Below are 22,881 nucleotides of genomic sequence, written 5' to 3'. Positions count from 1 at the left end.
ATCAGGTTCTCTCTGTTTACAACCTGACTGAATCCAGCAGTTGTTTCCGCTCTTCCAATACGTCTTCGGACAAGATGTTCGTTTTCTGCATGACGACTTCGCGGGTCTTCTACCCGCTCTTCAGCTCTTTGGCCACCACTTCGATCACGCCGTCTGCATCATTGCGGAGCGTTATCTCGATTACCAATTCCCCGGCCTTATGCGGCGGCAGGTTACGCAAGCCCGCTTTGCCGATCAGCTGTACGTTGGGGGAGTTGGGATCTTCGTCCTCTCCCTGCAGCACCTCGATCTCCACCCGCGGTTGGTTATCCTCGCCGGTGACGTAGGTACGGGTCCGTTCGCAGGGGATCGGCGTTGCTCGGGAATGATGATGCTGTTGACATAACGCGTTTTGTCCGAGGACAGCGCCTTGACACCCAAACTGTGAGACGCCACGTCCTGGACGACGATGTCAGCGGCCCCTTCCAGCGGCGGTGCGGATTCCTGCTCCCCTTTTTCCATCATGGAGACGACCGCTTGAATCGCTGCTCCCATCGCCACACATTCGTCCGGGTTCATATTACGTGCCGCATCCTTGCCGGTGACGCGCTTGATCATCTCCTTCACAGCGGGAATCCGGCTGGAACCGCCGGCGAGCAGCACCGTGTCAATCTGGTCCCACGTCAAACCTGCCGACTGATCACCCGTTGTATACAGGCTTCCGTCCGAGCGATCAGATCGTGGGTGAGCTCGTCAAACAACTCTCGGTCGATGTCTACCCGCAGCGCCTTGTCCCCGGTGGCCAGTGTAACGGCCAATTGGTTGCGGAAGGAGAGATCCTTTTTGGCGATCTCCGCCTTGTCCCACAAATCCTGCAATGTGTGCGGTTCCTGGCGGAGATCCATCCAGTAGGCACGCATGAATTCCTCGGCGAAATAATCGACCAGCCGCTCGTCGATGTCCTTGCCGCCCAAGTGGGAATCCCCGTCGGTGGCTAGGATGGTGAATCGTTGCCCCTCCACGCGCATCACCGTCACGTCAAACGTCCCACCGCCGAAGTCGTACACCAAAATGGTCTGATTGCCCTCGGCCTTGTCCAATCCGTAGGCGAGCGCGGCCGCGGTCGGCTCGTTGATGATGCGGATCACGTCGAGGCCGGCGATTTTGCCCGCTTGGCGGGTGCATTCCCGTTGGGCGTCCTTGAAGTAGGCCGGTACGCTGATGACGGCTTTGTTCACCGGCTTGCCAAGGTAGGCTTCCGCGTCCGCCTTCAATTTTTTCAGGATCAATACGGACAGATCCTCAGAGAAATAGTCCTGCCCGTTCACATTGAAACGATACGAGGGATTCCCCATCTCACGCTTGATGAAACGAACCGCCCGGCGCGGGTCCACCAACGCCTGATGGCGCGCTTCCTTGCCTACGATCGGGGTACCATCCGGCTCAAAAAAGATGACGGACGGGGTGGTCCGATCCCCTTCGCGGTTGGGAATCACCTCTGGCTTCCCGTATGCGTTGACATAGGCAATCGCGGAAAACGTCGTCCCCAGATCGATCCCGACAATCACTTCTTCACTCAAGATGAGTACGCTCCTTTCTCATATCTTGAAACTGGCATTATCCTCTTTCCACCAACGACGTGGACGACGCCGACCGATACCGCTTCACGATCACTTCTTCCGGTCGCAGCACCGTATCCCGATAGAGAATCCCGTGCCGGACCACCCTGGCCACTCGGTTGTTATCCGCAGGATCATCGGTGTGCTCCACTCCGATCGCATGCTGTACGCGCGGGTCGAAGGCGTCGGAGCCCGTTCGCATCAGCTGTATCTCCCGGCGGTAAAGAATCTCCAGCACCTCGTCCTTGAGCGTCTCCAACAGAAGGGCAAACGTGCGTCCGATCTCCGAGTCGGTATCGATCTCCCGACTCATGTTATCCACCCGGTCAAACAATAAGATCAGATCTATGTATAATGGCTTGTTTTGGCGAAATGCTGATCCTGTTTTAGTTCTTCCAGCTCGGCATACAGTCGGTCAAACGCTTCTTCTTTGGTTTTGTCGTAGCGGATCCGGTTTTCGATGATATGATTGAGTGAGGAGAATTCCTTGTTCAAATGGGTCAGAGAAGCGAGGAGTTGTTGAAGCGTGTGTTGGTCGGATTCGGTCTTGCCCGTGGCACGGATCTCCTGCCAAAACCAATGTTTCCCGGTTCGTTGTTTGTCCTTCACGCGCGGCTTCCTCCCGGCTCAAAATAGATACAACCCGTAAGTGACGAGAGTCCCAGTAAAAATGAAGGGCGCCATCGGCAGCGTCGATTTCCAGTCTGCCTTTTGGCTGAACAGTTTCATCGGAATCGCCACCAAAGCCGCCAACACGTGGGAGATGAGGAATATGGCGAAAAATTTCTCCCAGCCGACACATAAACCAATCATTGCAAACAGTTTGATATCTCCCCCGCCAATGGCGGTCGCCCCGGTCAACGCCCCGATCGTCGCCAGCACGAACAATACGCCGAAACCGGTGAGCAGGTAGTCCCACCACGGCTCCACCCGATACCAGAGACGAAACACGATGGCAAACGCCGCTCCGGCCAATACGACGCGGTCATAGATGAGCCGCTCTCGCAGGTCGGTGACGCTCGCAATCCCGGTCAAGATCAACAGTACGATAAAGACAAAATGTTCCCCCACGTTTTGATTTCACCCTATTCTTCAAGCATCAGTAACCGATCCTTCCCATTTGGAATGCTCACTGTTCAAGAAATTCTACGGATTGAGCCATGGCGAATCTCAAATCACATTATACTCGTAAACTTCCAAACCGGACAACGAGAAAAATACGAATCTGGTAGACTTTCGTCCCTTTTTGATAGAATCAGATACACTGGAGTGACTGATGGAGTGAGGTGGATTTCGTAATCGGTCTCGGCTTACGAAAATAGAACTATATACAATGGAAGAAACACTACGATAAAGGTTATAGACAGCTGGATGATATTGAGTTAATACTGCACGGTTGATGTATCAAAGACTCTCCAAAGAAGGCGAAACGCCGCATATAAACGACCACGACCATTCCCAGATCGCTTCAAATGATTCCCACATTCCCTCTTACAAACCAAACCGCCTCTCCATACCGTCGAGCGGTACGAAGAGGCGGTGGTTGACACTGGTTGAAAGAGCTTAATCGTGCCTATCCATTCTACCAAACGACTCCTAGTTCAAGCCAACCGCCCAACCTTCACGGGACGAGTCAGCCGCGCCGGTATAGGCGCCCGTGACGGGGTCAATCACGATGCTCTGCACGTTACCGATACTTTGCGGACTGCTTTCAAACTGATGCCCCATCTGCGTCATTCGTTCGCGGGCGGCATCCGGTACACCGGCCTCCCAAAGGATCATGGGGTATTTGTTGCTGTAGATACGTGGCTCTTCGATCGCCGATTTGATGTCCAGTCCATCCACCAGTTTGTACATCAGTACTTGGAACACCGACGCGATGATCGTCGGACCACCTGGTGAACCGACGGTCATCACCGGTTTGCCGTCTTTGAACACGATCGTCGGACTCATGCTGGACATCGGGCGTTTGTTGGGCTCCGCTTGGTTGGGTCCGCCCGGTACGGCGTCAAAGTCAGTCATTTCGTTGTTCAACATGAAGCCATAACCCGGTACCATGATCCCCGTACCGAACTCCTGTTCAATGGTAGTAGTGTAAGAGACAAGGTTGCCCCAACGATCGGCCACGGTGAAATGCGTCGTTTGTCCGATGTGATTGTCGTCCGGCTGCCTCACCGTCTGGTGCGGGGCACCCGATTGCTGGTATTTCCATGGATCACCGGGTCGGACGTCAGAGTTGGCCTTGTTGGGATCGATCAACGCAGCACGTTCCTTGATGTAGCGCGGGTCCAACATTCCCTGAACCGGTACGTCCACGAATTCCGGGTCACCGATGTACGCCCCGCGGTCTGCATAGGCGAGATGCATCGCTTCCGTCATCAGGTGATATCTCTCCGGCGAACGGATCGCGGTTTGCCAAGCGTTTTTCTCTTCCAGCAGTTTCAGGATGTACATGATGGTCACTCCGCCAGAGCTGGGCGGTGGCATCGTCGCCAGGTGATACCCATGAAAATCCGCTTCCAACGGCTTGTCCACCGTCACATTGTACCGCTTCAGATCATTCATCGATATATGGCCACCGTACGCATTCACCGTTTGGACGAGGGCTTGGCCGATTTTCCCGTGGTAAAACACGTCGGGTCCGAAAGCTTGGATCAGGCGGAATGTCTTGGCCAGATCCTTTTGTACCAGGAGGTCACCTTCTTTCAGCGGCTCGCCGTTCGGGAGGAACACGTCTTTGGCCGCGGATCGGGAAAGCCTCTCCTTGCACGCCGCGATATCTCTGGCCAATACCCAGTTTACCTTCACCCCGCGTTCCGCCAGGAGAATCGCCGGCTGGATCAACTCGGCCATCGGTTTGGTGCCCCATTTGTCCAGAGCCGTCTGTAATCCTTTCAGCGTTCCGGGAATACCGACGGCGTAACCTTGCGTGGAGCGTACCGGAAACGGGATCTCCTGACCGTTTTTATCGAGGAACATGTCCGGCCGTGCCGATTGCGGCGCCCGTTCGCGACTGTCGATGATGGAGACTTTTTTCGTTTTGGCATCGTACACCATCATAAATCCGCCGCCGCCGATCCCGGACATCTGCGGCTCGACGACGTTTAAGACAAATTGAATGGCAACAGCCGCGTCCACCGCATTGCCTCCGTGTTTGAGCACTTCGGCCCCCACCTTGGAAGCCAAGGGATGCGCAGTCGCCACCATGCCGTATTTCCCATGAGCCACCTGTCCTTCGTCCGTTGACCAACCAGGATGAACCGATGTCGGTACTTTGGCGGCCGTTTGCGCCCACACTCCCGTAGGCAGGGACAACATCAACACCAACAGCAAACTGAGTAGAATTCCTCGCCACACTCGCCGCTTTCTCATCTCCCGATTTCCCCTCCTTATTTGGCTGAAATATATCGAATTATCTACACAATAACGGTAGCACAATTGTACACAAGTTTAAAAATATTTGACAAGCCCGTTGACAGGGGTTTACGACAGATTTACATGGGGTTCACATCATTCCGTTACGATATTCAGTGGAGACGAGAGAGCGGATCCGGTGATTCTGTACCAGGGCGTGTCTGATCATCCCGTAAGGGGGCAATCTACCCCATGTGAGTGACATAACCAAGCCCAGTTGAGCGAAACGGCCATGATCTGCTGTAGAGCAGGTGGAGCGATCCGGAAAAATATGCGAACGATACGGATCAGATACACCCTAAAGACAATCCCAGTATAGAGGAGTGAGACACATGAAACATTGGATGCATCGACTGCTGGCCGTCGTCGGCGTATGGACGATGGTGGCGGCATTGGCGATTCCGACCGTATTGGCCGCCGACCTCACGCAAGTGAAACAAACGGGGTTGCTCTCCCCCGACCGCATCCTGAATGTCGGTCACCGGGGCGCATCCGGTCATGCACCGGAGCACACAATCCCGTCCTATGAACTGGCGCAAAAGATGAAAGCCGATTACATTGAACTGGATTTGCAAATGACCAAAGATGGTCACCTGATCTGCATGCACGATGAAACGCTGGACCGGACCACGAACGGCACCGGGTACGTCAAAGACCACACGCTGTCCGAGATCAAACAACTGGATGCCGGTTCCTGGTTCAACGAAGCCTATCCACAGTACGCTAAGCCAGAGTACAAAGGTTTGAAGGTGCCCACCCTGGAAGAGGTGTTGGATCATTTCGGACACAGCGCTAACTATTATATCGAGACCAAATCGCCGGAAACGTATCCGGGTATGGAAGAGAAGCTGCTGGAAGCACTGAATCGGCACCATCTGATCGGACCGAACGCCAAACCAGGACAAGTCATCATCCAATCCTTCAGCCCCGAAAGCCTGAAATTGAACCCCAGCATCCCGTTGGTGCAACTGTTGTGGCACGAGCAACCGGCGCGAATCACCGATCAGGAGCTGAACCACATTCACACCTACGCCATCGGTGTGGGCCCCAACTTCGACAAAATCGACCGTGCGTACATACAAAAAGTTCGTCAACACGGCCTGCTGATCCATCCGTACACAGTCAACGAGCAAACGGATATGAACCGCCTGATCGACTGGGGTGTAACGGGCATGTTCACCAACTTTCCGGACCGGTTGCATGAAGTGTTGAAGGATCGGGAAGGAAAATGACTTACCACCACACGGCTGCAGCACCAGAGGCACTCCCTTCGGTCACAGTGGACTTATCGTTTCATCTGCCGTGTCAACCCACATCCATCCACGATGGCTACGTACAATCCTGGATAATCAGTTTGTGAGCGATACCCGTTTTCTCAAAAACGAGGCCAGTGCCTCTTGGACACTGGCCTTTCACTATTTACCTAGCTTGAGAGGGAGGATTGGCAAAGGAGGAAGATGTTGAATCTTGACCCCATTTCAGCTTCAATCAAAGAAAACGATCAATGGTGATACACATGATGGTATACATGATGGTGGTATACATGGTAATGGGGAACATGACGCGTAACATAATAGGGACCGTAATGGGCGTGATAATAACGCCCGCATCCCGTTAGCGCCAAAAAGGAGCCGATCAGGAGATACCATATCCACGCTCTTCGTTTCATGGTTTTCTCCCCCTTTTCCAGTGGCAGTGGGACCAAGGACACCATATCGGATGAGGATTAGAGTTAACTTAATATTGTATTGGAATTTCCTTATAGGATTGCAACAAATTTATAACATCCGAAGGGTGAGCAGTAACTGGAATGAAGAGACCCATATTTTGGTCTGGAAATCTCCCTGTTCGCTTGTTACCCTCTAAGTGTAGAGCGGATCTGAAAAAGAGGTGTTCACCTTGTTGATCGTTCATATCCTGTTGGGTATCCTCTTCGCTTTCGTCATTTGGAAATTGTTGAAGATTACCTTGAAAACTGCTTTCTGGCTGTTTCTCATCGGCCTGGTGGTGGCCGTCGTATCCCCTGCCCATTTGCATATGGTCAAAGGCGTGGGATTTATCATCCTCTCCTTTTTGGGCGGATTGCTGTTGATGAGCATCGCCGGTTTTTTCTTCTTCGAGGATCATTGACATCTGTGTTGTTGAACAGCCACCACCAGATCTGCTTCTTCTTATCCGTCATCTGCCGGGGGCTCGTCTTCTCCTCAGGCACCGGCTTCACGGGGTCCGCCACATCGATTTTCGCCGAGCCAATCTGCATTCCCCAATCAAAAAACGTTTGTGGGTGTTCGACCAGATGGCGGAGATCTGAAGGCGTACTCCTTAAGGGTCTTGGGACTTATCCTCTTTTGCCCCCATATTGGTAACAAAACGATCGATCCACCCCTGTGCCTGTTTTCTGATGTATCCTGGGAGGACAATTATTTTCTCTGTATTCTTACAAAGTATGTACAGAACAGATTTAATAATAGATGTAGATTAGAGCTACACCAAAAAGAACCACTACTCCATAAATAACACTTAACAACAAGACAGTTTTCCCTCTATTTTGATTATACTTCTCATTCTGTGCTGGGTTTTGTGCCACTCCTAATTTAAATGTAAGTACGAAAGAAATAGCTATACATAATATACAAAAGATAAAGATTACGTAATTAAGCATGTAATCCCCTTCTTCCTATTACATTGTTTTTAGTGTATCAGCGTATCGTGATCACGAATAGCTCTTAATCCATGTATGTGTAGATTCATTGGATTTGTAGCCACGGCCCCCTGGTCCGACCTCTTCTTCCATAACATCTTGGACACATCCTGCACATGGCAAAATTAAACGATCCGCCCGGTTGCACCGAGCGGATTGAGTGACCGAATACCTCTCTCACATCTCATCCCTGGACGGACCGTACACGCCGGGCAAGCGGAGTCCGGCCTGACGCATCAGAACGGTCATCTGACCGCGATGGTGAATCTCATGTCGGATAAGGATGGACAATGTGAAGGCATTGGTCCACTGCATGCCGTACATATCATTCGTTTCTTGCAACGTCTCATCGGTCCATTGCTGTCGGATCGCCTCTGCCATCGCTTCACTCGCTTGCCGATAACGTTCGGCGATGGTTTGGGCAGACGACGGCACGGGCGCATCCTCTTTCGGCGCATCAAACACCAGCCCGGTTCGGGACATCATTTCATGAAGGGTGGTCACGATGTGCCAGGCAATCTCGCCCAGTGTCCGGTCTTGCGGAGAAACGGCTTGTCCCAACGATTCGTCGTTCAATGCCCGCAACACCTTATACGTGGAATCACTTTCCATTTCCCAATCGGTCAAGAACTCGTCAATCGTGCGGTACATCAAAATAACCTCCTTTTGGATCATCCAAAAAGGCAAACATATGTTTGTTCTTCTATGTTCTATACCCATCATTCCTGTTCCTGCCGATGACTACATTTTTTATGTATGTTCATAAGAAAATAGGACGCCCCCCATCCATAAACAGGGGAAACGTCCTGTCCTGCCTCAACGATCGCGCATCAACGGGAACAACAGAACATCCCGGATCGAGGCGCTGTCTGTGAGCAGCATGACCAGTCGGTCGATCCCGATGCCGAGACCCCCGGTCGGCGGCATGCCGTATTCCAGCGCTTCGAGGAAATCTTCGTCCATCGGGTGGGCCTCGTCGTTACCCGCGGCCCGTTCAGCCAATTGCGCTTCGAAACGCTGACGCTGATCGATCGGGTCGTTCAGCTCGGAGAAGGCGTTGGCGTGTTCGCGCCCGACGATGAACAACTCAAACCGATCGGTGAAGCGCGGATCTTCCTCGTTTTTCTTGGCCAGAGGTGAAATGGCCACCGGATGGCCGTAGACGAAGGTGGGCTGAATCAGCTTGTCCTCCACTTTTTGCTCAAAGAATTCGTTGACGATGTGCCCAAAGGTCATGTTAGGCTCGATTTCAACACCATGTTCCTTGGCCAAACGACGGGCTTCCTCGTCGCTCATCTCCTGTTTGAAGTCGATGCCGACGTGTTCCTTGATCAACTCGACCATCGATTTGCGGTCCCACGGCGGGGTCAAGTCGATCTCATGCCCTTGGTACGTGATTTTGGTTGTACCCAACACTTCCTGCGCCACATGGGCGATCAGGTTTTCCGTCAGGTCCATGATATCGTGGAAGTCGGCATAAGCCTGGTAGAGCTCCATCATCGTGAATTCCGGATTGTGCTTGGTGGAGATCCCTTCATTCCGGTAGACGCGGCCGATCTCGTACACTTTTTCCAATCCGCCGACGATCAGCCGTTTCAAGTGCAGCTCGATGGCGATCCGCATGTACAAATCCATGTCCAACGCATTGTGATGCGTGATGAACGGACGTGCTGCTGCGCCGCCGGCGATGGTGTGCATGGTCGGCGTCTCCACTTCAAGGAATCCGCGTTCGTCCAAGTACCGACGAATCGCTGCGATGATCCGGCTCCGCAGGATGAATGTCTCCTTCACTTCCGGATTCATGATGAGATCCAGGTACCGTTTGCGGTAACGCAATTCCACGTCTTTGAGACCATGGAATTTTTCCGGCAGGGGGCGCAGCGATTTGGTCAGGAACGTGACGGTATCGGATTTGACACTGGTTTCGCCGCGGTTGGTTTTGAACACGATCCCCGAGATGCCCAGCCAGTCACCGATATCGGCCGTGCTGAAAATCTCGTACTGTTCTTCCCCTACCCGATCCAGCCGCACATAGATCTGAATCCGACCGGTCACATCCTGCAAATGGGCGAACGACGCTTTTCCCTGTTTCCGCTTGGACATAAGGCGACCGGCGATGGTGACGGTAACCGCCTTCTCCTCCAGTTCCTCTTTGCTCAAATCGCCATAGGTGTCCAGGATTTCCTGCGCAGTGTGTGTCCGTTCGAACTTGCCGCCGAACGGGTCCACTCCTTTTTCCCTGAGCGCTTCCATTTTGTCACGGCGCACCTGTAACAGTTCGTTCCGCTCCAGTTCATTGCGTTCTTCTTCTGCCATGCCTCGTTTCACTCCTCCGGTACCCAGCCGCCTTCCGCCGCGAGATGGGGCGGCTGCTCGGGTGTCAGTCTCCAACTCTTTTGTTCAGTTGGTCCAGAGATGTCCGGCAAATCGGTTTTCATCTGGGTGAGCCGAGCGGGCAATTCCCTTTAAACAATGTGTCTTTGCTCGTGATTTGCGCTTCGAATCACTGCCCTCATCAAGTCGCTCGATTCAGCGTGTTACCGGACACATCTGATTGATCAAGCGGTTTGTACCATCTGTTCAGCTTCCAGTTGCTCCACGAATTGGAGCAGGACACGTTCCATCCCTTCCCGTGTCTCCTGCTCATTTATTTGATCTTTCACCTTGGCTGCGCCGCGCATTCCCTTCAAGTACCAGGATGCGTGTTTGCGCATTTCGCGGACAGCCACTTTTTCACCCTTCAGCTTGATCAGCCGGTCCATGTGCAACAACGCAATCTCTACCTTTTCACGCGGCGTCGGTTCGGGAAGCAATTCTCCCGTGGTCAGGTAGTGTACTGTCCGGTAGAGCATCCACGGATTCCCCAAAGCGGCGCGACCGATCATGACCGCGTCGCAACCCGTTTCATCCAGCATGCGACGAGCATCTTCGGGCGTGAAAACGTCCCCGTTGCCGATGACGGGAATCTTCACGGTTTCCTTCACCTGCCGGATGTACTCCCAACGCGCGCGGCCAGTGTACATTTGTGCTCGCGTCCGTCCGTGAACGGCCACTGCCTGCGCGCCGCCACGTTCTGCTGCCAGCGCGTTGTCCACGACGTAGATGTGCTCTTCGTCCCAACCGATCCGCATCTTCACGGTGACCGGCTTTTTCACTACCGCCACCACCGCGGACACCATTTCCTCGATTTTGTTTGGATCGAGCAACCATTTGGCCCCGGCGTCACATTTGATGATTTTAGGAGCCGGACATCCCATGTTGATGTCGATAATATCGGCGTTGGTGTATTGATCCACGTATTTGGCGGCTTCCACCAGTGTTTCCTTGCTGCCGCCGAAAATCTGCAGACTGAGCGGTTTTTCCCGTTCATCCACGTACAGCATCTGTTTCGTCCGCTCGTTTCCGTGCAGAATCGCCTTGTCGCTCACCATCTCCGCGCAGACCAGCCCGGCACCGAACTCTTTGGCGATCAGGCGGAACGCCGGGTTGCACACGCCAGCCATCGGCGCCAGTACGACTTGGTTTGCCAATTCCACCGGTCCAATCCGAAACTTCGTCATGATGCCATTCCTCCTTTCTTCATACGGTATCCGGTTCTATTTTCAGTTCGGGAAGTGAAATCCGTCCATCATACAGCCGAATGCCTTCTTCTGCCGGCAACCGGGCGATCCATTCGCCCACCGTCGCGTCCGTTCCGGGAATCCGGTGATTCCCCGCCAGTTCCCCGAGCGGAACTAACACAAAAGCACGTTCCGTCATCCGGGGATGAGGAACGGTCAACGAAGGGAGGTTGATCGTTTCTTCCCCGTACAGGAGCAAATCCAGGTCAATCGTGCGCGGCCCCCACCGCACCAGGCGGACCCGGTGGAGTGAGCGCTCCACTGAGAGAAGCACATCCAGTATAGCTTCCGGTGACAGTGTGGTCCGTAGTTCGGCGACCAGATTGAGAAAGTCCGGTTGTTCCGTCACCCCAACCGGTGCCGTCTCATAGACGCGGGATACCCGTGTAACGTGAATCCCAGCCGTTTCGTGCAATCGGTCAACCGCCGACTGCAGGTAACCGAGCCGGTCGCCCAGATTGGAGCCCAGTCCGATGTATGCCGTTACTTCTCGTTTCATCGGCGTTTCCGGCGGATTTCCACACCCACCGCATCATAATGTCCCGGAATTGGGGGATCAGGCTTGGTGACACGCACCCACACTTCTTCGATCGGGAAGGCGGCGAGCAACGCTTGTGCGATCGATTCGGCCAATGTCTCAATCAAGCGGTACGTGCGCCCCTCCACCAGCTCCCGGACCGTTTCATACACTTTCGCATAATCCACCGTCCGGTTTAGATCATCCGTCTCCGCCGGTGCGGACAAGTCCAGCATCAACTCCAGATCAACGTAAAAGCGTTGACCCAGTTTGTTTTCTTCGGAATACACACCATGATAGCCGTAAAATTGCATCCGGCGGAAAAAGATCTTGTCCACGCCTTCACCCCCTCAGCGCGTCGGGCCCATACAACATCACGTCCATCATCCGGGCGACGCGGACCATCGGCTGAACGTCGTGGACGCGAATGATGCTGCATCCTTTGGCAATGCCCAGCGCCACGGTCGCCGCCGTGCCTTCCACCCGCTCGTTCACCGGCAGATCCAGCGTTTTCCCGATCATGGATTTGCGCGACGTGCCGAGCAAAACGGGGTATCCCAATGACGTGATCGTTTCCAGATGCCGCATAACCATGAGGTTTTCCTCATAGGTTTTGGCAAACCCTATGCCGGGATCCAAAATGATCTGCTCCTCCCGAACTCCCTGGGCACGTCCGATCTGGATACTCTCCTGCAAATCGGCGACAATGTCGTCCAGAAGCGAATCGTACGTCGCTTGTTCGCGGTTGTGCATGAGGATCGCCGGCACGCTGAATTCAGCCACCACCCGTGCCATGTCAGGGTCCCGTTTGAACCCCCACACATCGTTGACAATGTGGGCACCTGCTTTCAGTGCTTGCCGAGCAGTCTCCGCTTTATACGTGTCGATGGAAATCGGTACATTTACTTCTCGGGACACCCGCTCGATCACCGGGATCACGCGCTTCAATTCTTCCTCAACAGGGACCGGTTTGTGACCGGGGCGGGTCGATTCTCCGCCAATGTCGATGATGTCCGCTCCGTCGGCCACCATTTGCCGCGCGTGTGCAACGGCGCGATCCAGGTCGATATATCGTCCGCCGTCAGAAAACGAATCCGGCGTGACGTTGAGGATGCCCATCACCACCGTGCGCCGATGGACCGGTATTTCATGACCACCGACGATGATCGGGCGTTCCGGCCGTTTCAAAGCCACAACCGAAACCGGTGTCGCCGTCATCGATGACATGTTCGCTTGCCTCCTCTATCGTGATCACCCTCACAAATACGGGTCCGATGCCACTTCCAACTCACGGACGCTCCACAACCGACCGGTCCATTGCCGGTAGGCATCCAACAATCCGGCGGCTACTGGTCCGGCACCTTTGTCGAACCAACCCGGTATCGCTCGGACCGGTACGATTTCCTGCAAGGAGTTGGTGAGAAATATCTCATCTGCTTCTTTCAATACCGATAAGGGATACCGGCCTTCTTCCAACGGTAAATCCAACTGCCGGGCGAGTGCCAGTACGAATTGTCTTGTTACGCCGGGTAAAATCCCGAGATCCGTCGACGGAGTGCAAATCGTGCCATCCCGCACAAAAAACAGGTTGGTGACGATTCCTTCGGCAATCCAACCTTCGGGACTGAGTTGCAATCCCTCATGCGCGGGAAACCGCCCCCCCATCTCCAGGCGGGCCAACACGGAATTGAGATAGTTATGCGATTTGAGTGATGCCGTCCCACCCGGCACTTGACGGGAGATGTCCAACACTTCCACCGTTTTGCCTTCCGTATACATCTGTTCGGGCCATTTCGGCAACGGACGGGCAAAGATCACCGTCGTCGGCTCATCGTATTGCCGGGCGGACAATCCCGGCCCGACCGCACCTCCGGTAACGCTGATCCGAACATACGCGTCACGCAATCCGTTGGCATCCAACAGTTGTCGGATCGCCTCCGCCCACTCATGCGAAGAAAGCAGCGGACGAATGCGCAACAATTGCAACCCTCTGGACAAACGATCCACATGATCCTTCAACAGAAACGGATGACCCGCATACACCCGGAGGGTTTCAAAGACGCCCACCCCGTATAAAAAGCCGTGATCCATCACAGAAACAACGGCTTTGTTTTCCGGCACCAGTTTCCCGTTCAACCAAACGCAGTTCATAGCCGTATCCCCCGTTTCTGCGGCGCCGGTCGCTGGAGATACGTATCCAGAAACTGCAACAGCAGGGATAAACCATGTTCCGTCAAGATTGATTCTGGATGAAACTGCACACCTTCGACAGGGTACTGCCGATGGCGGATGGCCATCACTTCTCCCTCCGCCGTCCACGCGCTGATCCCAAATTGTGGCGGCAAACTATCCCGTTCCACCACCAGCGAATGATAGCGCATGGCTGGAAACGGCGAAGGCAACCCGCGAAACAGGGTTTGACCGTCGTGGTAAACGGGTGATGTCTTGCCGTGCATCAACCGACGGGCATGTACCACACGACCGCCAAAAGCTTGGGCGATGGTCTGATGCCCCAGGCAGACGCCCAAAATCGGGATGCGGCCGGCAAACCGTCGGACCACATCCAGGCAAATACCCGCCGAATCGGGTGTTCCCGGTCCCGGAGAGAGGATCAACGCGGACGGTTGCGCTGTTTCGATGTCCGAAAGAGTAATCTCATCATTGCGGTACACTTCCAGCGCCTTGCCCGATGAAAGCAGATATTGCACCAAATTATAGGTAAACGAGTCGTAATTGTCGATCAACCAAATCATGCCCGGGAACTCCTTGGATTTTCACCCATGATCTCTTCATCAGTTTACAACAAAACCCCGTCGGATAAAAGCGATGAAAAACAGGAAAAAAGCTACCTTGCCTTAGAACTGCCGCTACTACCATGGTGTGTCTGATAAATCCGTGAAGGAGATAATGCTTTTTCGAGTGAGCGACTGACCAAGCCCGGTAGATCGAAGACCCGGAAAGCGCAGGAATGCAATCTCGGGCAACTACTTTAGCGAAGCGTACTTTGCTCGCGTCTTGCGCTCCGGGTGGAGCGGCCATGACCTGCTTCCTTGCAGGGGCAGGTGAAATGAGTAGGGAAAGGAATTGGCAGTATTAACCAGACATACTTTACTAACTATAAGCGAATACGGCGGTCCATCCACAAACAAAAGCCCGCCTCCCCATACGCGGGAAGACGGACTTCGCTTTTGAACGAGACCAACCATTTGATCTTTACTCTTCAAATTGGAACAGCGGGGTGGTCAGATAACGTTCGCCGTTGCTCGGCACGACGGCCACCACTTTTTTGCCTTGACCCAAACGACGGGCCACTTTGATCGCTGCCGCAACGGCCGCACCGGAAGAGATTCCTCCCAGGATACCCTCTTCCCGTGCCATCCGACGAGCCCACTCGAATGCTTCTTCATTTTCCACGGTGATCACTTCATCATAAATCTCCGTATCCAGAATATCCGGAACGAAACCGGCACCGATTCCCTGAATTTTGTGCGGTCCCGGTTTACCACCGGAAAGCACCGGAGATGCCGCCGGTTCAACAGCAGCGATGTGAACACCGGGGATTTTCTCCTTGATCACCTTACCAACACCCGTGATCGTACCGCCCGTACCGATCCCGGCCACGAATGCATCGAAGTGGCCGTCCATTTGCTCCAACAACTCCTGTGCCGTCGTTTCCATGTGGATTTTGACGTTGGCCGGGTTTTTGAATTGTTGCGGAACAAAATATTCCGGATGTTCTTTGGCGATCTCTTCCGCTTTGGCGATCGCTCCTTTCATGCCTTGCGCACCCGGCGTGAGTACCAGTTCTGCACCAAACGCACGCAACAAGTTGCGCCGCTCCAAGCTCATCGTATCCGGCATGACCAACAGTGCGCGGTATCCTTTGGCCGCCGCCACCATCGCCAGACCGATCCCGGTGTTGCCGCTGGTCGGCTCCAGAATCGTGTCACCAGGTTTCAAAATACCCCGCTTTTCCGCGTCTTCAATCATGGAAAGGGCTATCCGGTCTTTCACACTGCCGCCCGGGTTGAAGAATTCGAGCTTCAGATACACGTCCGCGTCCGTTTTCCCGACAATCCGATTCAATTTCACAACCGGAGTTTGACCGATGAGTTCCAAAATATTGTTGCCAACTCGCATTGCTGTGAAGGCCTCCTAATCCCATTAATTTGGTCGGTTTTTCCGCTTTTATTTATCTTAACAATCGGACCAATCAGATGTCAATGCAAAATCAAACCTATGAAGAAAAACCCGGAGAACTGATTCCCCGGGCCTTGACTCACAAACTTTGGATCATCGTGGTCAATTCATCACGATCAAACACGTACCGTTCATTGCAAAAATGACAGTGTACTTCCGCTTGTCCCTGTTCCTCCAATAATTTTTGCAGATCCTCCTTGCCCAAACTGCGCAGCACATTGGCAATCCGCTCACGGGAGCAACGGCAGGCAAACGAGAGCGGCTGACGTTGGTGGACCTGCATATCAGTTTCACCCAGCACGGCTTGAAGCAAATCCTCGGGACTGGCTCCCTGTTGGATCAGGTCGGTGACCGATGTAACTTTGGAAAGCTGTTGTTCAACAGCGGAGATAACCGCATCGTCGGCACCGGGCATGACTTGGACGATAAAACCGCCGGAGGCGAGAATGGAAGCATCTCGGTCTACCAGCACGCCCACGCCGACCGCGGATGGGATCTGCTCCGAACTGGTGAAATAATAGGTGAAGTCGTCGCCCAGCTCACCGGAGACGATCGGAGATGCCCCCCGATACGGCTCCTTGAGCCCCAGATCCTTGATCACGTAAAGCATTCCTTTCCCAACTGCACCCGCCACATCCAGCTTCCCGGCGGCATTGGGCGGCAAATCAACGACGGGATTATCCACATACCCCCGGACATGTCCTTGAGCATCGGCTTCCACGACGATCTGCCCCAACGGGCCATCCCCTTTGATCTGGATCGTCAACCGGTCCTGTTCGCTTTTCAGCATCAGTCCCATCATAGCCCCAACCGTGACCGTACGGCCCAAAGCGGCACTTGCCACCGGCCAGGTATGATGCCGTCTCTGCAATTCTCCCACCAATCCGGTGGTCAATGCGGCAAATCCGCGCAATTGGCCATTGGCCGCTGTGACTCGAATGGCATAATCGCTCATGATGACCTCCCAGTTCCAACACGACAATATAAAAGACACGCAATGTGTTTGTTTCGTTGCTCATAAACCTGGGGTGTATCCGGTCATTCCAAAAGGGTGATTGAAATGAACAGACACACCCCGTCGGAGAAAGGCGACCTTTTCGGATCCGATTCAGTCACCTGTTTCGGTTGCGTTCGTAGATCAACCGCAATCCTTCCAGAGTGAGGAACGGATCGACCACATCGATCGTCTCCGCATCGCCGCAGATCAGTTCCGCCAAGCCTCCGGTGGCCACAACAGTGGGCCGCTTGTGGAGCAGTTGTTTCATACGGGTGACGATTCCATCCACCACACCGACATAGCCATAAAAAATCCCCGACTGAATCGCCTGCACCGTATTGCGCCCCACCACGCTTTCCGGCTTGACGATTTCCACCCGTGTCAGTTTGGCCGTCCGTTGGTACAATGCCTCACTGGAAACCGTAACACCCGGTGTGATCGCCCCACCTACATAATGCCCTTGTTCGTTGACAAAGCAGAAGGTGGTTGCCGTGCCAAAATCGACGATAATCACGGGAGCACCGTATTGCTCGATGGCCGCTACCGCATTGGCGATTCGGTCGGCCCCAACTTCCCGCGGGTTTTCGTACAGGATGTTAAGTCCCGTTTTAACACCAGGACCAACGACCAGCGGGGTCAGTCCCAAATATTTTTTGACCAAGTTGCGTAACACATGGGTGATCGGCGGGACGACAGAAGAGATGATCGCACCGTCCACTTGTTCAAAACGCAAACCGGCGTGCTCAAACAAATTTTTGAGGAGCATGCCGTATTCGTCTTCAGTGGAATTTCGATCCGTATGAATCCGCCAATGATGCACCAATTCCTTGCCCTGGTACAGCCCGGCTACGATGTTGGTATTGCCGACGTCCATTACCATTAACATGCCCATCCACCTGCTTTTTCAAAAAAAGTTCACATTCATCATAGCAAGGCACCCTTGCAAATTCAACGGAAAAGACCTGCAACGCCAAACATAATAAACCCGTCCCGAACGAGGCGGGTCATATCTTTCCTTCACAAAACCAAATAGCCTCTTGTTCCATCACTAAGTATTCATAGTATTCATAAAGTATATGAACGCAAGTTTTTGCAAGGGGAAGTTATAAGATCCAAATATCCCAAAAATATCCTCCGTCAGAGGCGTGTTTTAGATCATAAACGGTTAGGAGTGTGAAGGAAAATGAGGCAAGAACGTATTAAAATCATGTCTATCTTCGGCACCCGACCGGAAGCAGTCAAAATGGCTCCGCTTATTTTGGAAATGCAAAAGAACCCTTTGATCCAGTCCATTGTAACTGTTTCGGCACAACATCGTGAGATGCTGGATAAGATATTGAATACTTTTGGGATAGTACCTGATTTTGATCTGGATATAATGAAAAACAATCAGACATTGCCCTACGTTACCAAGGAAATTATGAGTCGGTTAGAGCCAATATTGATACAAGTGAAACCGGATCTTGTATTGATTCATGGCGATACGACTACAGCCCTGATATCGGCACTCATCGCTTTTTACAATAAAATCCCTATCGGCCACGTTGAAGCAGGACTTCGGACGAGAAATAAATATTCCCCGTTTCCTGAAGAGTTGAACCGACGACTGATCGGGGTTATAGCGGACTTACACTTCGCACCCACCGCTCAAGCAGCGGAAAACCTTCTTTCAGAAAACATCCATCCTCATGCAATATTTGTCACGGGAAATACAGTGATAGATGCCCTAAAAACCACGGTTCGACCTTCATTTCGCCACGAAATTTTAGACAAAATAGGCAATCATCGATTAATCCTTCTCACTACACACAGACGTGAAAACATAGGCAATCCCATGCGCAATATTTTTCGTGCCATAAAGCGGATCGTAAACGAAAATGATCATGTCCAAGTCGTTTATCCAGTACATCCGAATCCAGCGGTTATGGAAGCCGCTCACCATGAGCTCGGAAACAACTCCCGCATTCACTTGATCCACCCTTTAAATGTGGAGGACTTCCACAATATAGCCGCGCGGTCTTATTTAATATTAACTGATTCGGGAGGAATTCAGGAAGAAGCACCTTCATTGGGGATCCCCGTTTTAGTGCTGCGTGATACGACGGAACGACCAGAAGGTGTCAAAGCCGGTACATTGAAAGTTGCTGGGACCAGTGAAGAATCTGTTTATGAATCCATTAAGGAATTGTTAAACAACAGGCAACTATATGATCGCATGGCAAATGCACCAAACCCCTACGGAGATGGGACGGCGTCACAGAAAATTATTCGCCACATCATCGAATACTTCAAAGGGGAAAATAGACCATAACCCGATAATCGTTTTAGCATACCTTCGGCCCGAGCGGTGAAACGTCATCTGGTCCGCCGGGCGGTCCGGCTGGGGTCAGATCGGCTGTATGGGGCAGGGTTGGTGCAGATAGTACAACAAAATGAAGATTCAGTTCCATTAAACAAAAACAGCCCAGTAAAAAACGGGCTGCTTTCGTTTGATTAAAAAACTGAATGATGATGATCAGGCTCGACGTGCGATTTCCTCTATAATAATATTTGCTTTTCGAGCGCGAACTTCCCAAGTATTCCTTGCGGCGAAATTGATCCGGGCCTGTTTTGACTCCAGTGAATCTTTTTGTTTCAGCATGATTCCCAATTTATTGATAAAATCAGAGTGTGTTGTTGCGGTTTGGATGTATGGTTCCATAGCAATACATTCCGGCAGTGCCGTGGATAACACTCTTGCACCCCCAGCCAAGTATTCATAGGCTTTTACAGGATTTGTCGCTAAAGTGATTTGATTATAAAGGAAAGGAATAATAGCAACGTCAAAGTGTTGGATATAACTTAAAAGCTCATGGTGCTGTTTATGTCCCAGTAAATGCAAATTGCCTCTGCGGATATTTGGAATTGCAGGGGAGCGCAACGGTAACTTTGCACCTATAACCACAAAATTTACATTTGGATACTTTTTGCATAGAGAATCCATCAAAGGAAAATCGATCCATTTTGCCCAAGAGCCTATATACCCGACAATCGGGCCTTTCGGCAGATCTACTGGTCGTTTGTGTTTTATCTTGCTGAAGAAACTGAGATCGGCGCCATTACGAATCAGAGATACGGGTTTATTCGGATACTGTTCCTTCAGACGATCATAAATGGGCTTTGCTGTACAAACCACATGCTTTGATAAACCAACCATGCGATGCTCAAAGATGAGATGCTTTGTAAATTCATCAATGCAATCGAAGACGATGCCATCAGGTTGATAATTCTGCAAAGTATGCCAAATACGTGGGATATGGGTCCAAACAATTATTTTGTCTCTTTTCTTTAAAAGGGGAATTCGTTTGGTTATGAAGTGACCGTGATCAGAAACCAAAGTAACATTTTTGCTTACTTCCATGTATTTTTTTCCTATATTCGACTTCTGTATAACAAAGACTTTGTGGCCCAGTTTGCCGAATTGTGTCATCAGTTGTTGTGGGCGCTGTTTCATAAAACTCCAAGCGAATGGAATCCGCGGGCAAATGATGAATGCCATGGTAAACAAAGCCCCTTTCCTTTGTACGGATATCAAAACGTATGGTTTATACGGAATATGGAGTTTACACGCCATGCTTGATGTTGGCGGCCAGTTCTGAATGGTCGAGATCATTCCCCGTGTTGACCACACTGATCCGGATTCCTTTCGCACGGGCCAGAGGAACCCCTCTCCACACCCGCCGGATGTTCCAGGTGGACCGCCGAGGATATCCTCCCTTTCAATGTCGGGCTCCGGGACAGGAAAGTATTGTAGACGGGAAGAGTGGTCTCATGCCCTCTCATCACCACATACGATAAGGTATGAAAGCATTTCCGCCCCTGCTTGGACCCTTATCAGGAGGGCGATATTTTTTAGATGGTCGAATGGTGACGACCGAGTTTACGCCCAACGGCTCGTGCTGTCGACCAGCCAAACCCGTACAGCATGTCTGGTTGACCATGTTCAAATGTGTTAAGGTGAAAGTACCCATGTTTGATTCCCCTATGTAACTGGGGTGTGGTAACTTCCATTACACGAATCAAACATGGGCCATTTACCCACAAAAAAAGTGAGGCTTTCGTCTCACTTCACTGGATGGAGCCTCAGTCGGTGGTCAGGACCACATCGTCGATCTGGATCCCTTGGAAGAAGTTAGTTGTGCCAACCGTGTCACCCTGGAGGATGAAGCGGAGACGGGCGTAGACGGCCCCGGTCGGTTTCGGTCCGGAAACGGCGACATAGGTCAGCCAGTCGTTGGCGTCCCTGGTTGCCATGCCGGCTTGCCGTTGGATCAGGGTTTCTTCCAACAAGACCGGCGTACCACCGCTCCCCAACCACTGGATGGTGACCCGCCAGGGGGCAGTGAGGGTGGGAGTTACATTAATCAGGGCCGCTTGAACGGCAAAGCTGACATGCAGATGCGTGGTGCCGGAGGGCAACAAAACCCGTTGGCTGATGATGGCCACTTCCCCATCAGCGGTGACGGGCCCCAATTGGGCCACATTTTCCCCCTCAAAAGCCTGAGGATTCCCCGGATTGCTCGTGACGCCACTGGTATCCCAGAATGCCAGCGTCGACGCATCTTCGAAGAAAGGGTTTTTTAACAGATTGACACTCATTCAATATTTCACCACCTTCATACAACCTATGAAACTACTTCTCTCATTGACAGCGACGACAGACCAACTTTCAGGAGAAAAGGCGCCGATCACGTTCTCTATACCATGGTTCGGCGGTATTTGCCCTTGGATTCCTCTGGATCCGATACACGCCTCCGGCTCTATGAAACCAGTCTCAGCTCAGCAGCCGGTATGGCCGGACTTTTTTATCGCCGCCTTGAAAGGCGGTGATAGATCCTGATCTCCCGGAACAGCTTTTGAAAACGCCGGGTCCAGGTGTGCTCTCTCCAGCAGCGGTCCCTGCCGGCGCGGGCGATTTTTTTAGCTTCCTTCGGGTGGTCCAGGTAATACCGGATCTTGTTTATCAGGTCTTCCGGCGAGGAATACCCCACAATCTCCTTGTTGTACCGGAAAAACCTCCCAATCTCTGGAAAGTATTGGGTGAATACCAATCTTCCCGTGGCTGTGGCTTCAAATATGCCGACCTTGACGTTGGTATAACCTTTGACCGTGCGCGGGAAGTTGATCAGCATCTTCGCCGAATAGGCCGCTCTGAACCAATCCTCGCCGCGGACCGGTCCGGGGCTGTTTTTGGGGAAGGGCCAGGAATTGCCGTACAATTTGGTGTCGAAGTTTTTCACCAGCTTCCGGGCCAAGGGGTACCGGTCCCGCCGGCCGTGGGCGATCACCGCGACATCGGATTTGAAACGGGCATGGACCGGCCTTTGCCGAAAGAACCGTTCATCGATGCCAAAGGGAAAATAATAGACGTTCCGATGACCCCGCTGCTTATACCTCCGATAGGCGAGCAACGAATTGGTGGCGTGCCAGGTGAAATGGCGGGAATAACGGGATACCGTCGGGAATACATCGGGGTCGCTCAGCGTGATCCCCAAGACCGGGATCCCCCTTTTCTTCAGCCACAGGAAATCCTTTTTAGAAAAGGTGTAGCCGCCTGCATTACAGATGATCAGATGGGGACGAAACCGCATCAGCCTACTTCTGATCCGGCTCAGACGGATATAGACGGGTCCGTTTCCGCCCAAACGTCTGTGCGGGTTGTATACCCATTCGGGGTGGGCCCCCAGATTCCATTCTTGGACGACGTGTCCCGATTTTTTAAGGGAAAGAAACATGCTGCGGACGATGTCGGTTTCTCCTTGGGCGTAACGTCCGAAATGGGCGATTCTCATTTT

Annotated in this window: 23 protein-coding genes and 1 pseudogene; 3 read left to right on the top strand and 21 right to left on the bottom strand. The window is 52.5% G+C overall.

The features are described 5' to 3' along the window. Positions 1-109 precede the first annotated feature (109 nt). The 6 genes and pseudogenes from NWF35_RS06275 to ggt all read right to left on the bottom strand — a co-directional run bounded on the left by NWF35_RS06275 (position 110) and on the right by ggt (position 4,970). A complete protein-coding gene (locus tag NWF35_RS06275) occupies positions 110-349 on the bottom strand; it encodes an Hsp70 family protein (RefSeq protein ID WP_301238329.1) in 240 nt (79 codons plus the stop codon). Next, positions 235-1,547 (bottom strand): annotated as a pseudogene (locus tag NWF35_RS06270) (Hsp70 family protein). Before NWF35_RS06270 ends, NWF35_RS06275 begins: the two are co-directional and overlap by 115 nt. A 49-nt stretch (positions 1,548-1,596) precedes the next feature. Continuing rightward, the gene (gene grpE, locus NWF35_RS06265) at positions 1,597-1,920 is read right to left on the bottom strand and encodes a nucleotide exchange factor GrpE (protein ID WP_301238328.1); all 324 of its coding nucleotides are present in this window, start codon (positions 1,918-1,920) and stop codon (positions 1,597-1,599) included. A gap of 23 nt (positions 1,921-1,943) precedes the next feature. Continuing rightward, entirely contained in the window at positions 1,944-2,207 is a 264-nt protein-coding gene (locus NWF35_RS06260) for a hypothetical protein (RefSeq protein WP_301238228.1), read from the bottom strand. A gap of 18 nt (positions 2,208-2,225) precedes the next feature. Then, a complete protein-coding gene (locus NWF35_RS06255; protein WP_301238227.1) occupies positions 2,226-2,669 on the bottom strand; it encodes a prepilin peptidase in 444 nt (147 codons plus the stop codon). Between the two features lie 525 nt (positions 2,670-3,194). Continuing rightward, positions 3,195-4,970 carry a gamma-glutamyltransferase gene (ggt, locus tag NWF35_RS06250; protein ID WP_301238226.1) on the bottom strand — a complete coding sequence of 592 codons (1,776 nt, stop codon included), beginning with the start codon at positions 4,968-4,970 and terminating at the stop codon, positions 3,195-3,197. A gap of 374 nt (positions 4,971-5,344) precedes the next feature. On the opposite strand from ggt, the gene NWF35_RS06245 reads away from it, so the two are divergent. Next, entirely contained in the window at positions 5,345-6,244 is a 900-nt protein-coding gene (locus NWF35_RS06245; protein ID WP_301238225.1) for a glycerophosphodiester phosphodiesterase, read from the top strand. 269 nt (positions 6,245-6,513) lie between these two features. Here NWF35_RS06245 and NWF35_RS06240 read toward each other — a convergent pair whose 3' ends face one another. Beyond that, positions 6,514-6,681, bottom strand: a complete 168-nt coding sequence (locus NWF35_RS06240) for a hypothetical protein (RefSeq protein WP_301238224.1) — start codon at positions 6,679-6,681, stop codon at positions 6,514-6,516. 230 nt (positions 6,682-6,911) lie between these two features. Here NWF35_RS06240 and NWF35_RS06235 point away from each other — a divergent pair, with 230 nt between their 5' ends. Continuing rightward, positions 6,912-7,142, top strand: a complete 231-nt coding sequence (locus NWF35_RS06235; RefSeq protein WP_301238223.1) for a hypothetical protein — start codon at positions 6,912-6,914, stop codon at positions 7,140-7,142. Between the two features lie 748 nt (positions 7,143-7,890). On the opposite strand, the gene NWF35_RS06230 is transcribed toward NWF35_RS06235, so the two are convergent. From NWF35_RS06230 to NWF35_RS06180, 11 genes are all read right to left on the bottom strand, one after another. Then, entirely contained in the window at positions 7,891-8,364 is a 474-nt protein-coding gene (locus NWF35_RS06230) for a DinB family protein (RefSeq protein WP_301238222.1), read from the bottom strand. Positions 8,365-8,529: 165 nt separating this feature from the next. Beyond that, positions 8,530-10,029: a lysine--tRNA ligase gene (gene lysS, locus NWF35_RS06225; protein ID WP_301238221.1), complete on the bottom strand. Its 1,500-nt coding sequence runs from the start codon at positions 10,027-10,029 to the stop codon at positions 8,530-8,532. 242 nt (positions 10,030-10,271) lie between these two features. Next, entirely contained in the window at positions 10,272-11,273 is a 1,002-nt protein-coding gene (dusB, locus tag NWF35_RS06220) for a tRNA dihydrouridine synthase DusB (protein WP_301238220.1), read from the bottom strand. 19 nt (positions 11,274-11,292) lie between these two features. Beyond that, positions 11,293-11,832 carry a 2-amino-4-hydroxy-6-hydroxymethyldihydropteridine diphosphokinase gene (folK, locus tag NWF35_RS06215; RefSeq protein WP_301238219.1) on the bottom strand — a complete coding sequence of 180 codons (540 nt, stop codon included), beginning with the start codon at positions 11,830-11,832 and terminating at the stop codon, positions 11,293-11,295. After that, a complete protein-coding gene (gene folB, locus NWF35_RS06210; RefSeq protein ID WP_301238218.1) occupies positions 11,829-12,188 on the bottom strand; it encodes a dihydroneopterin aldolase in 360 nt (119 codons plus the stop codon). Before folB ends, folK begins: the two co-directional genes overlap by 4 nt. 4 nt (positions 12,189-12,192) lie before the next feature. Beyond that, a complete protein-coding gene (folP, locus tag NWF35_RS06205; protein WP_301238327.1) occupies positions 12,193-12,969 on the bottom strand; it encodes a dihydropteroate synthase in 777 nt (258 codons plus the stop codon). Positions 12,970-13,107: 138 nt separating this feature from the next. After that, positions 13,108-14,001: an aminotransferase class IV gene (locus NWF35_RS06200; protein ID WP_301238217.1), complete on the bottom strand. Its 894-nt coding sequence runs from the start codon at positions 13,999-14,001 to the stop codon at positions 13,108-13,110. Next, positions 13,998-14,603: an anthranilate synthase component II gene (locus tag NWF35_RS06195; RefSeq protein WP_301238216.1), complete on the bottom strand. Its 606-nt coding sequence runs from the start codon at positions 14,601-14,603 to the stop codon at positions 13,998-14,000. The genes NWF35_RS06200 and NWF35_RS06195 overlap by 4 nt, the downstream gene beginning before the upstream one ends. Before the next feature lie 460 nt (positions 14,604-15,063). Continuing rightward, positions 15,064-15,990 carry a cysteine synthase A gene (gene cysK, locus NWF35_RS06190; RefSeq protein WP_205496745.1) on the bottom strand — a complete coding sequence of 309 codons (927 nt, stop codon included), beginning with the start codon at positions 15,988-15,990 and terminating at the stop codon, positions 15,064-15,066. A 139-nt stretch (positions 15,991-16,129) separates the two neighbouring features. Beyond that, entirely contained in the window at positions 16,130-17,005 is an 876-nt protein-coding gene (gene hslO, locus NWF35_RS06185) for an Hsp33 family molecular chaperone HslO (protein ID WP_301238215.1), read from the bottom strand. Between the two features lie 157 nt (positions 17,006-17,162). Beyond that, the gene (locus NWF35_RS06180; RefSeq protein WP_301238214.1) at positions 17,163-17,933 is read right to left on the bottom strand and encodes a type III pantothenate kinase; all 771 of its coding nucleotides are present in this window, start codon (positions 17,931-17,933) and stop codon (positions 17,163-17,165) included. 297 nt (positions 17,934-18,230) lie between these two features. Here NWF35_RS06180 and wecB point away from each other — a divergent pair, with 297 nt between their 5' ends. Continuing rightward, a complete protein-coding gene (gene wecB / locus NWF35_RS06175; RefSeq protein ID WP_301238213.1) occupies positions 18,231-19,358 on the top strand; it encodes a non-hydrolyzing UDP-N-acetylglucosamine 2-epimerase in 1,128 nt (375 codons plus the stop codon). Between the two features lie 204 nt (positions 19,359-19,562). Here wecB and NWF35_RS06170 read toward each other — a convergent pair whose 3' ends face one another. From NWF35_RS06170 to NWF35_RS06160, 3 genes are all read right to left on the bottom strand, one after another. Beyond that, positions 19,563-20,585 carry a glycosyltransferase family protein gene (locus tag NWF35_RS06170; RefSeq protein ID WP_301238212.1) on the bottom strand — a complete coding sequence of 341 codons (1,023 nt, stop codon included), beginning with the start codon at positions 20,583-20,585 and terminating at the stop codon, positions 19,563-19,565. A gap of 584 nt (positions 20,586-21,169) precedes the next feature. Beyond that, positions 21,170-21,685, bottom strand: a complete 516-nt coding sequence (locus NWF35_RS06165) for a hypothetical protein (RefSeq protein WP_301238211.1) — start codon at positions 21,683-21,685, stop codon at positions 21,170-21,172. Between the two features lie 206 nt (positions 21,686-21,891). Further along, positions 21,892-22,878 carry a CgeB family protein gene (locus NWF35_RS06160; RefSeq protein ID WP_301238210.1) on the bottom strand — a complete coding sequence of 329 codons (987 nt, stop codon included), beginning with the start codon at positions 22,876-22,878 and terminating at the stop codon, positions 21,892-21,894. Positions 22,879-22,881 lie beyond the last annotated feature (3 nt).

This window comes from Polycladomyces subterraneus (assembly GCF_030433435.1).
Taxonomy (GTDB): Bacteria; Bacillota; Bacilli; order Thermoactinomycetales; family JIR-001; genus Polycladomyces; species Polycladomyces subterraneus.
The sequence above is the reverse complement of the archived record's forward strand: the minus strand, read 5'-3'. Positions and strand labels throughout refer to the sequence as shown.

Excerpts from the sequence above, each read along its gene's own strand:
- ggt (WP_301238226.1), bottom strand. The coding sequence starts at position 4,970 with ATGAGAAAGCGGCGAGTGTGGCGAGGAATTCTACTCAGTTTGCTGTTG.
- NWF35_RS06245 (WP_301238225.1), top strand. The coding sequence starts at position 5,345 with ATGAAACATTGGATGCATCGACTGCTGGCCGTCGTCGGCGTATGGACG.
- NWF35_RS06240 (WP_301238224.1), bottom strand. The coding sequence starts at position 6,681 with ATGAAACGAAGAGCGTGGATATGGTATCTCCTGATCGGCTCCTTTTTG.
- NWF35_RS06230 (WP_301238222.1), bottom strand. The coding sequence starts at position 8,364 with ATGTACCGCACGATTGACGAGTTCTTGACCGATTGGGAAATGGAAAGT.
- lysS (WP_301238221.1), bottom strand. The coding sequence starts at position 10,029 with ATGGCAGAAGAAGAACGCAATGAACTGGAGCGGAACGAACTGTTACAG.
- dusB (WP_301238220.1), bottom strand. The coding sequence starts at position 11,273 with ATGACGAAGTTTCGGATTGGACCGGTGGAATTGGCAAACCAAGTCGTA.
- folK (WP_301238219.1), bottom strand. The coding sequence starts at position 11,832 with ATGAAACGAGAAGTAACGGCATACATCGGACTGGGCTCCAATCTGGGC.
- folP (WP_301238327.1), bottom strand. The coding sequence starts at position 12,969 with ATGGGCATCCTCAACGTCACGCCGGATTCGTTTTCTGACGGCGGACGA.
- NWF35_RS06200 (WP_301238217.1), bottom strand. The coding sequence starts at position 14,001 with ATGAACTGCGTTTGGTTGAACGGGAAACTGGTGCCGGAAAACAAAGCC.
- NWF35_RS06195 (WP_301238216.1), bottom strand. The coding sequence starts at position 14,603 with ATGATTTGGTTGATCGACAATTACGACTCGTTTACCTATAATTTGGTG.
- cysK (WP_205496745.1), bottom strand. The coding sequence starts at position 15,990 with ATGCGAGTTGGCAACAATATTTTGGAACTCATCGGTCAAACTCCGGTT.
- hslO (WP_301238215.1), bottom strand. The coding sequence starts at position 17,005 with ATGAGCGATTATGCCATTCGAGTCACAGCGGCCAATGGCCAATTGCGC.
- NWF35_RS06180 (WP_301238214.1), bottom strand. The coding sequence starts at position 17,933 with ATGTTAATGGTAATGGACGTCGGCAATACCAACATCGTAGCCGGGCTG.
- wecB (WP_301238213.1), top strand. The coding sequence starts at position 18,231 with ATGAGGCAAGAACGTATTAAAATCATGTCTATCTTCGGCACCCGACCG.
- NWF35_RS06170 (WP_301238212.1), bottom strand. The coding sequence starts at position 20,585 with ATGGCATTCATCATTTGCCCGCGGATTCCATTCGCTTGGAGTTTTATG.
- NWF35_RS06165 (WP_301238211.1), bottom strand. The coding sequence starts at position 21,685 with ATGAGTGTCAATCTGTTAAAAAACCCTTTCTTCGAAGATGCGTCGACG.
- NWF35_RS06160 (WP_301238210.1), bottom strand. The coding sequence starts at position 22,878 with ATGAGAATCGCCCATTTCGGACGTTACGCCCAAGGAGAAACCGACATC.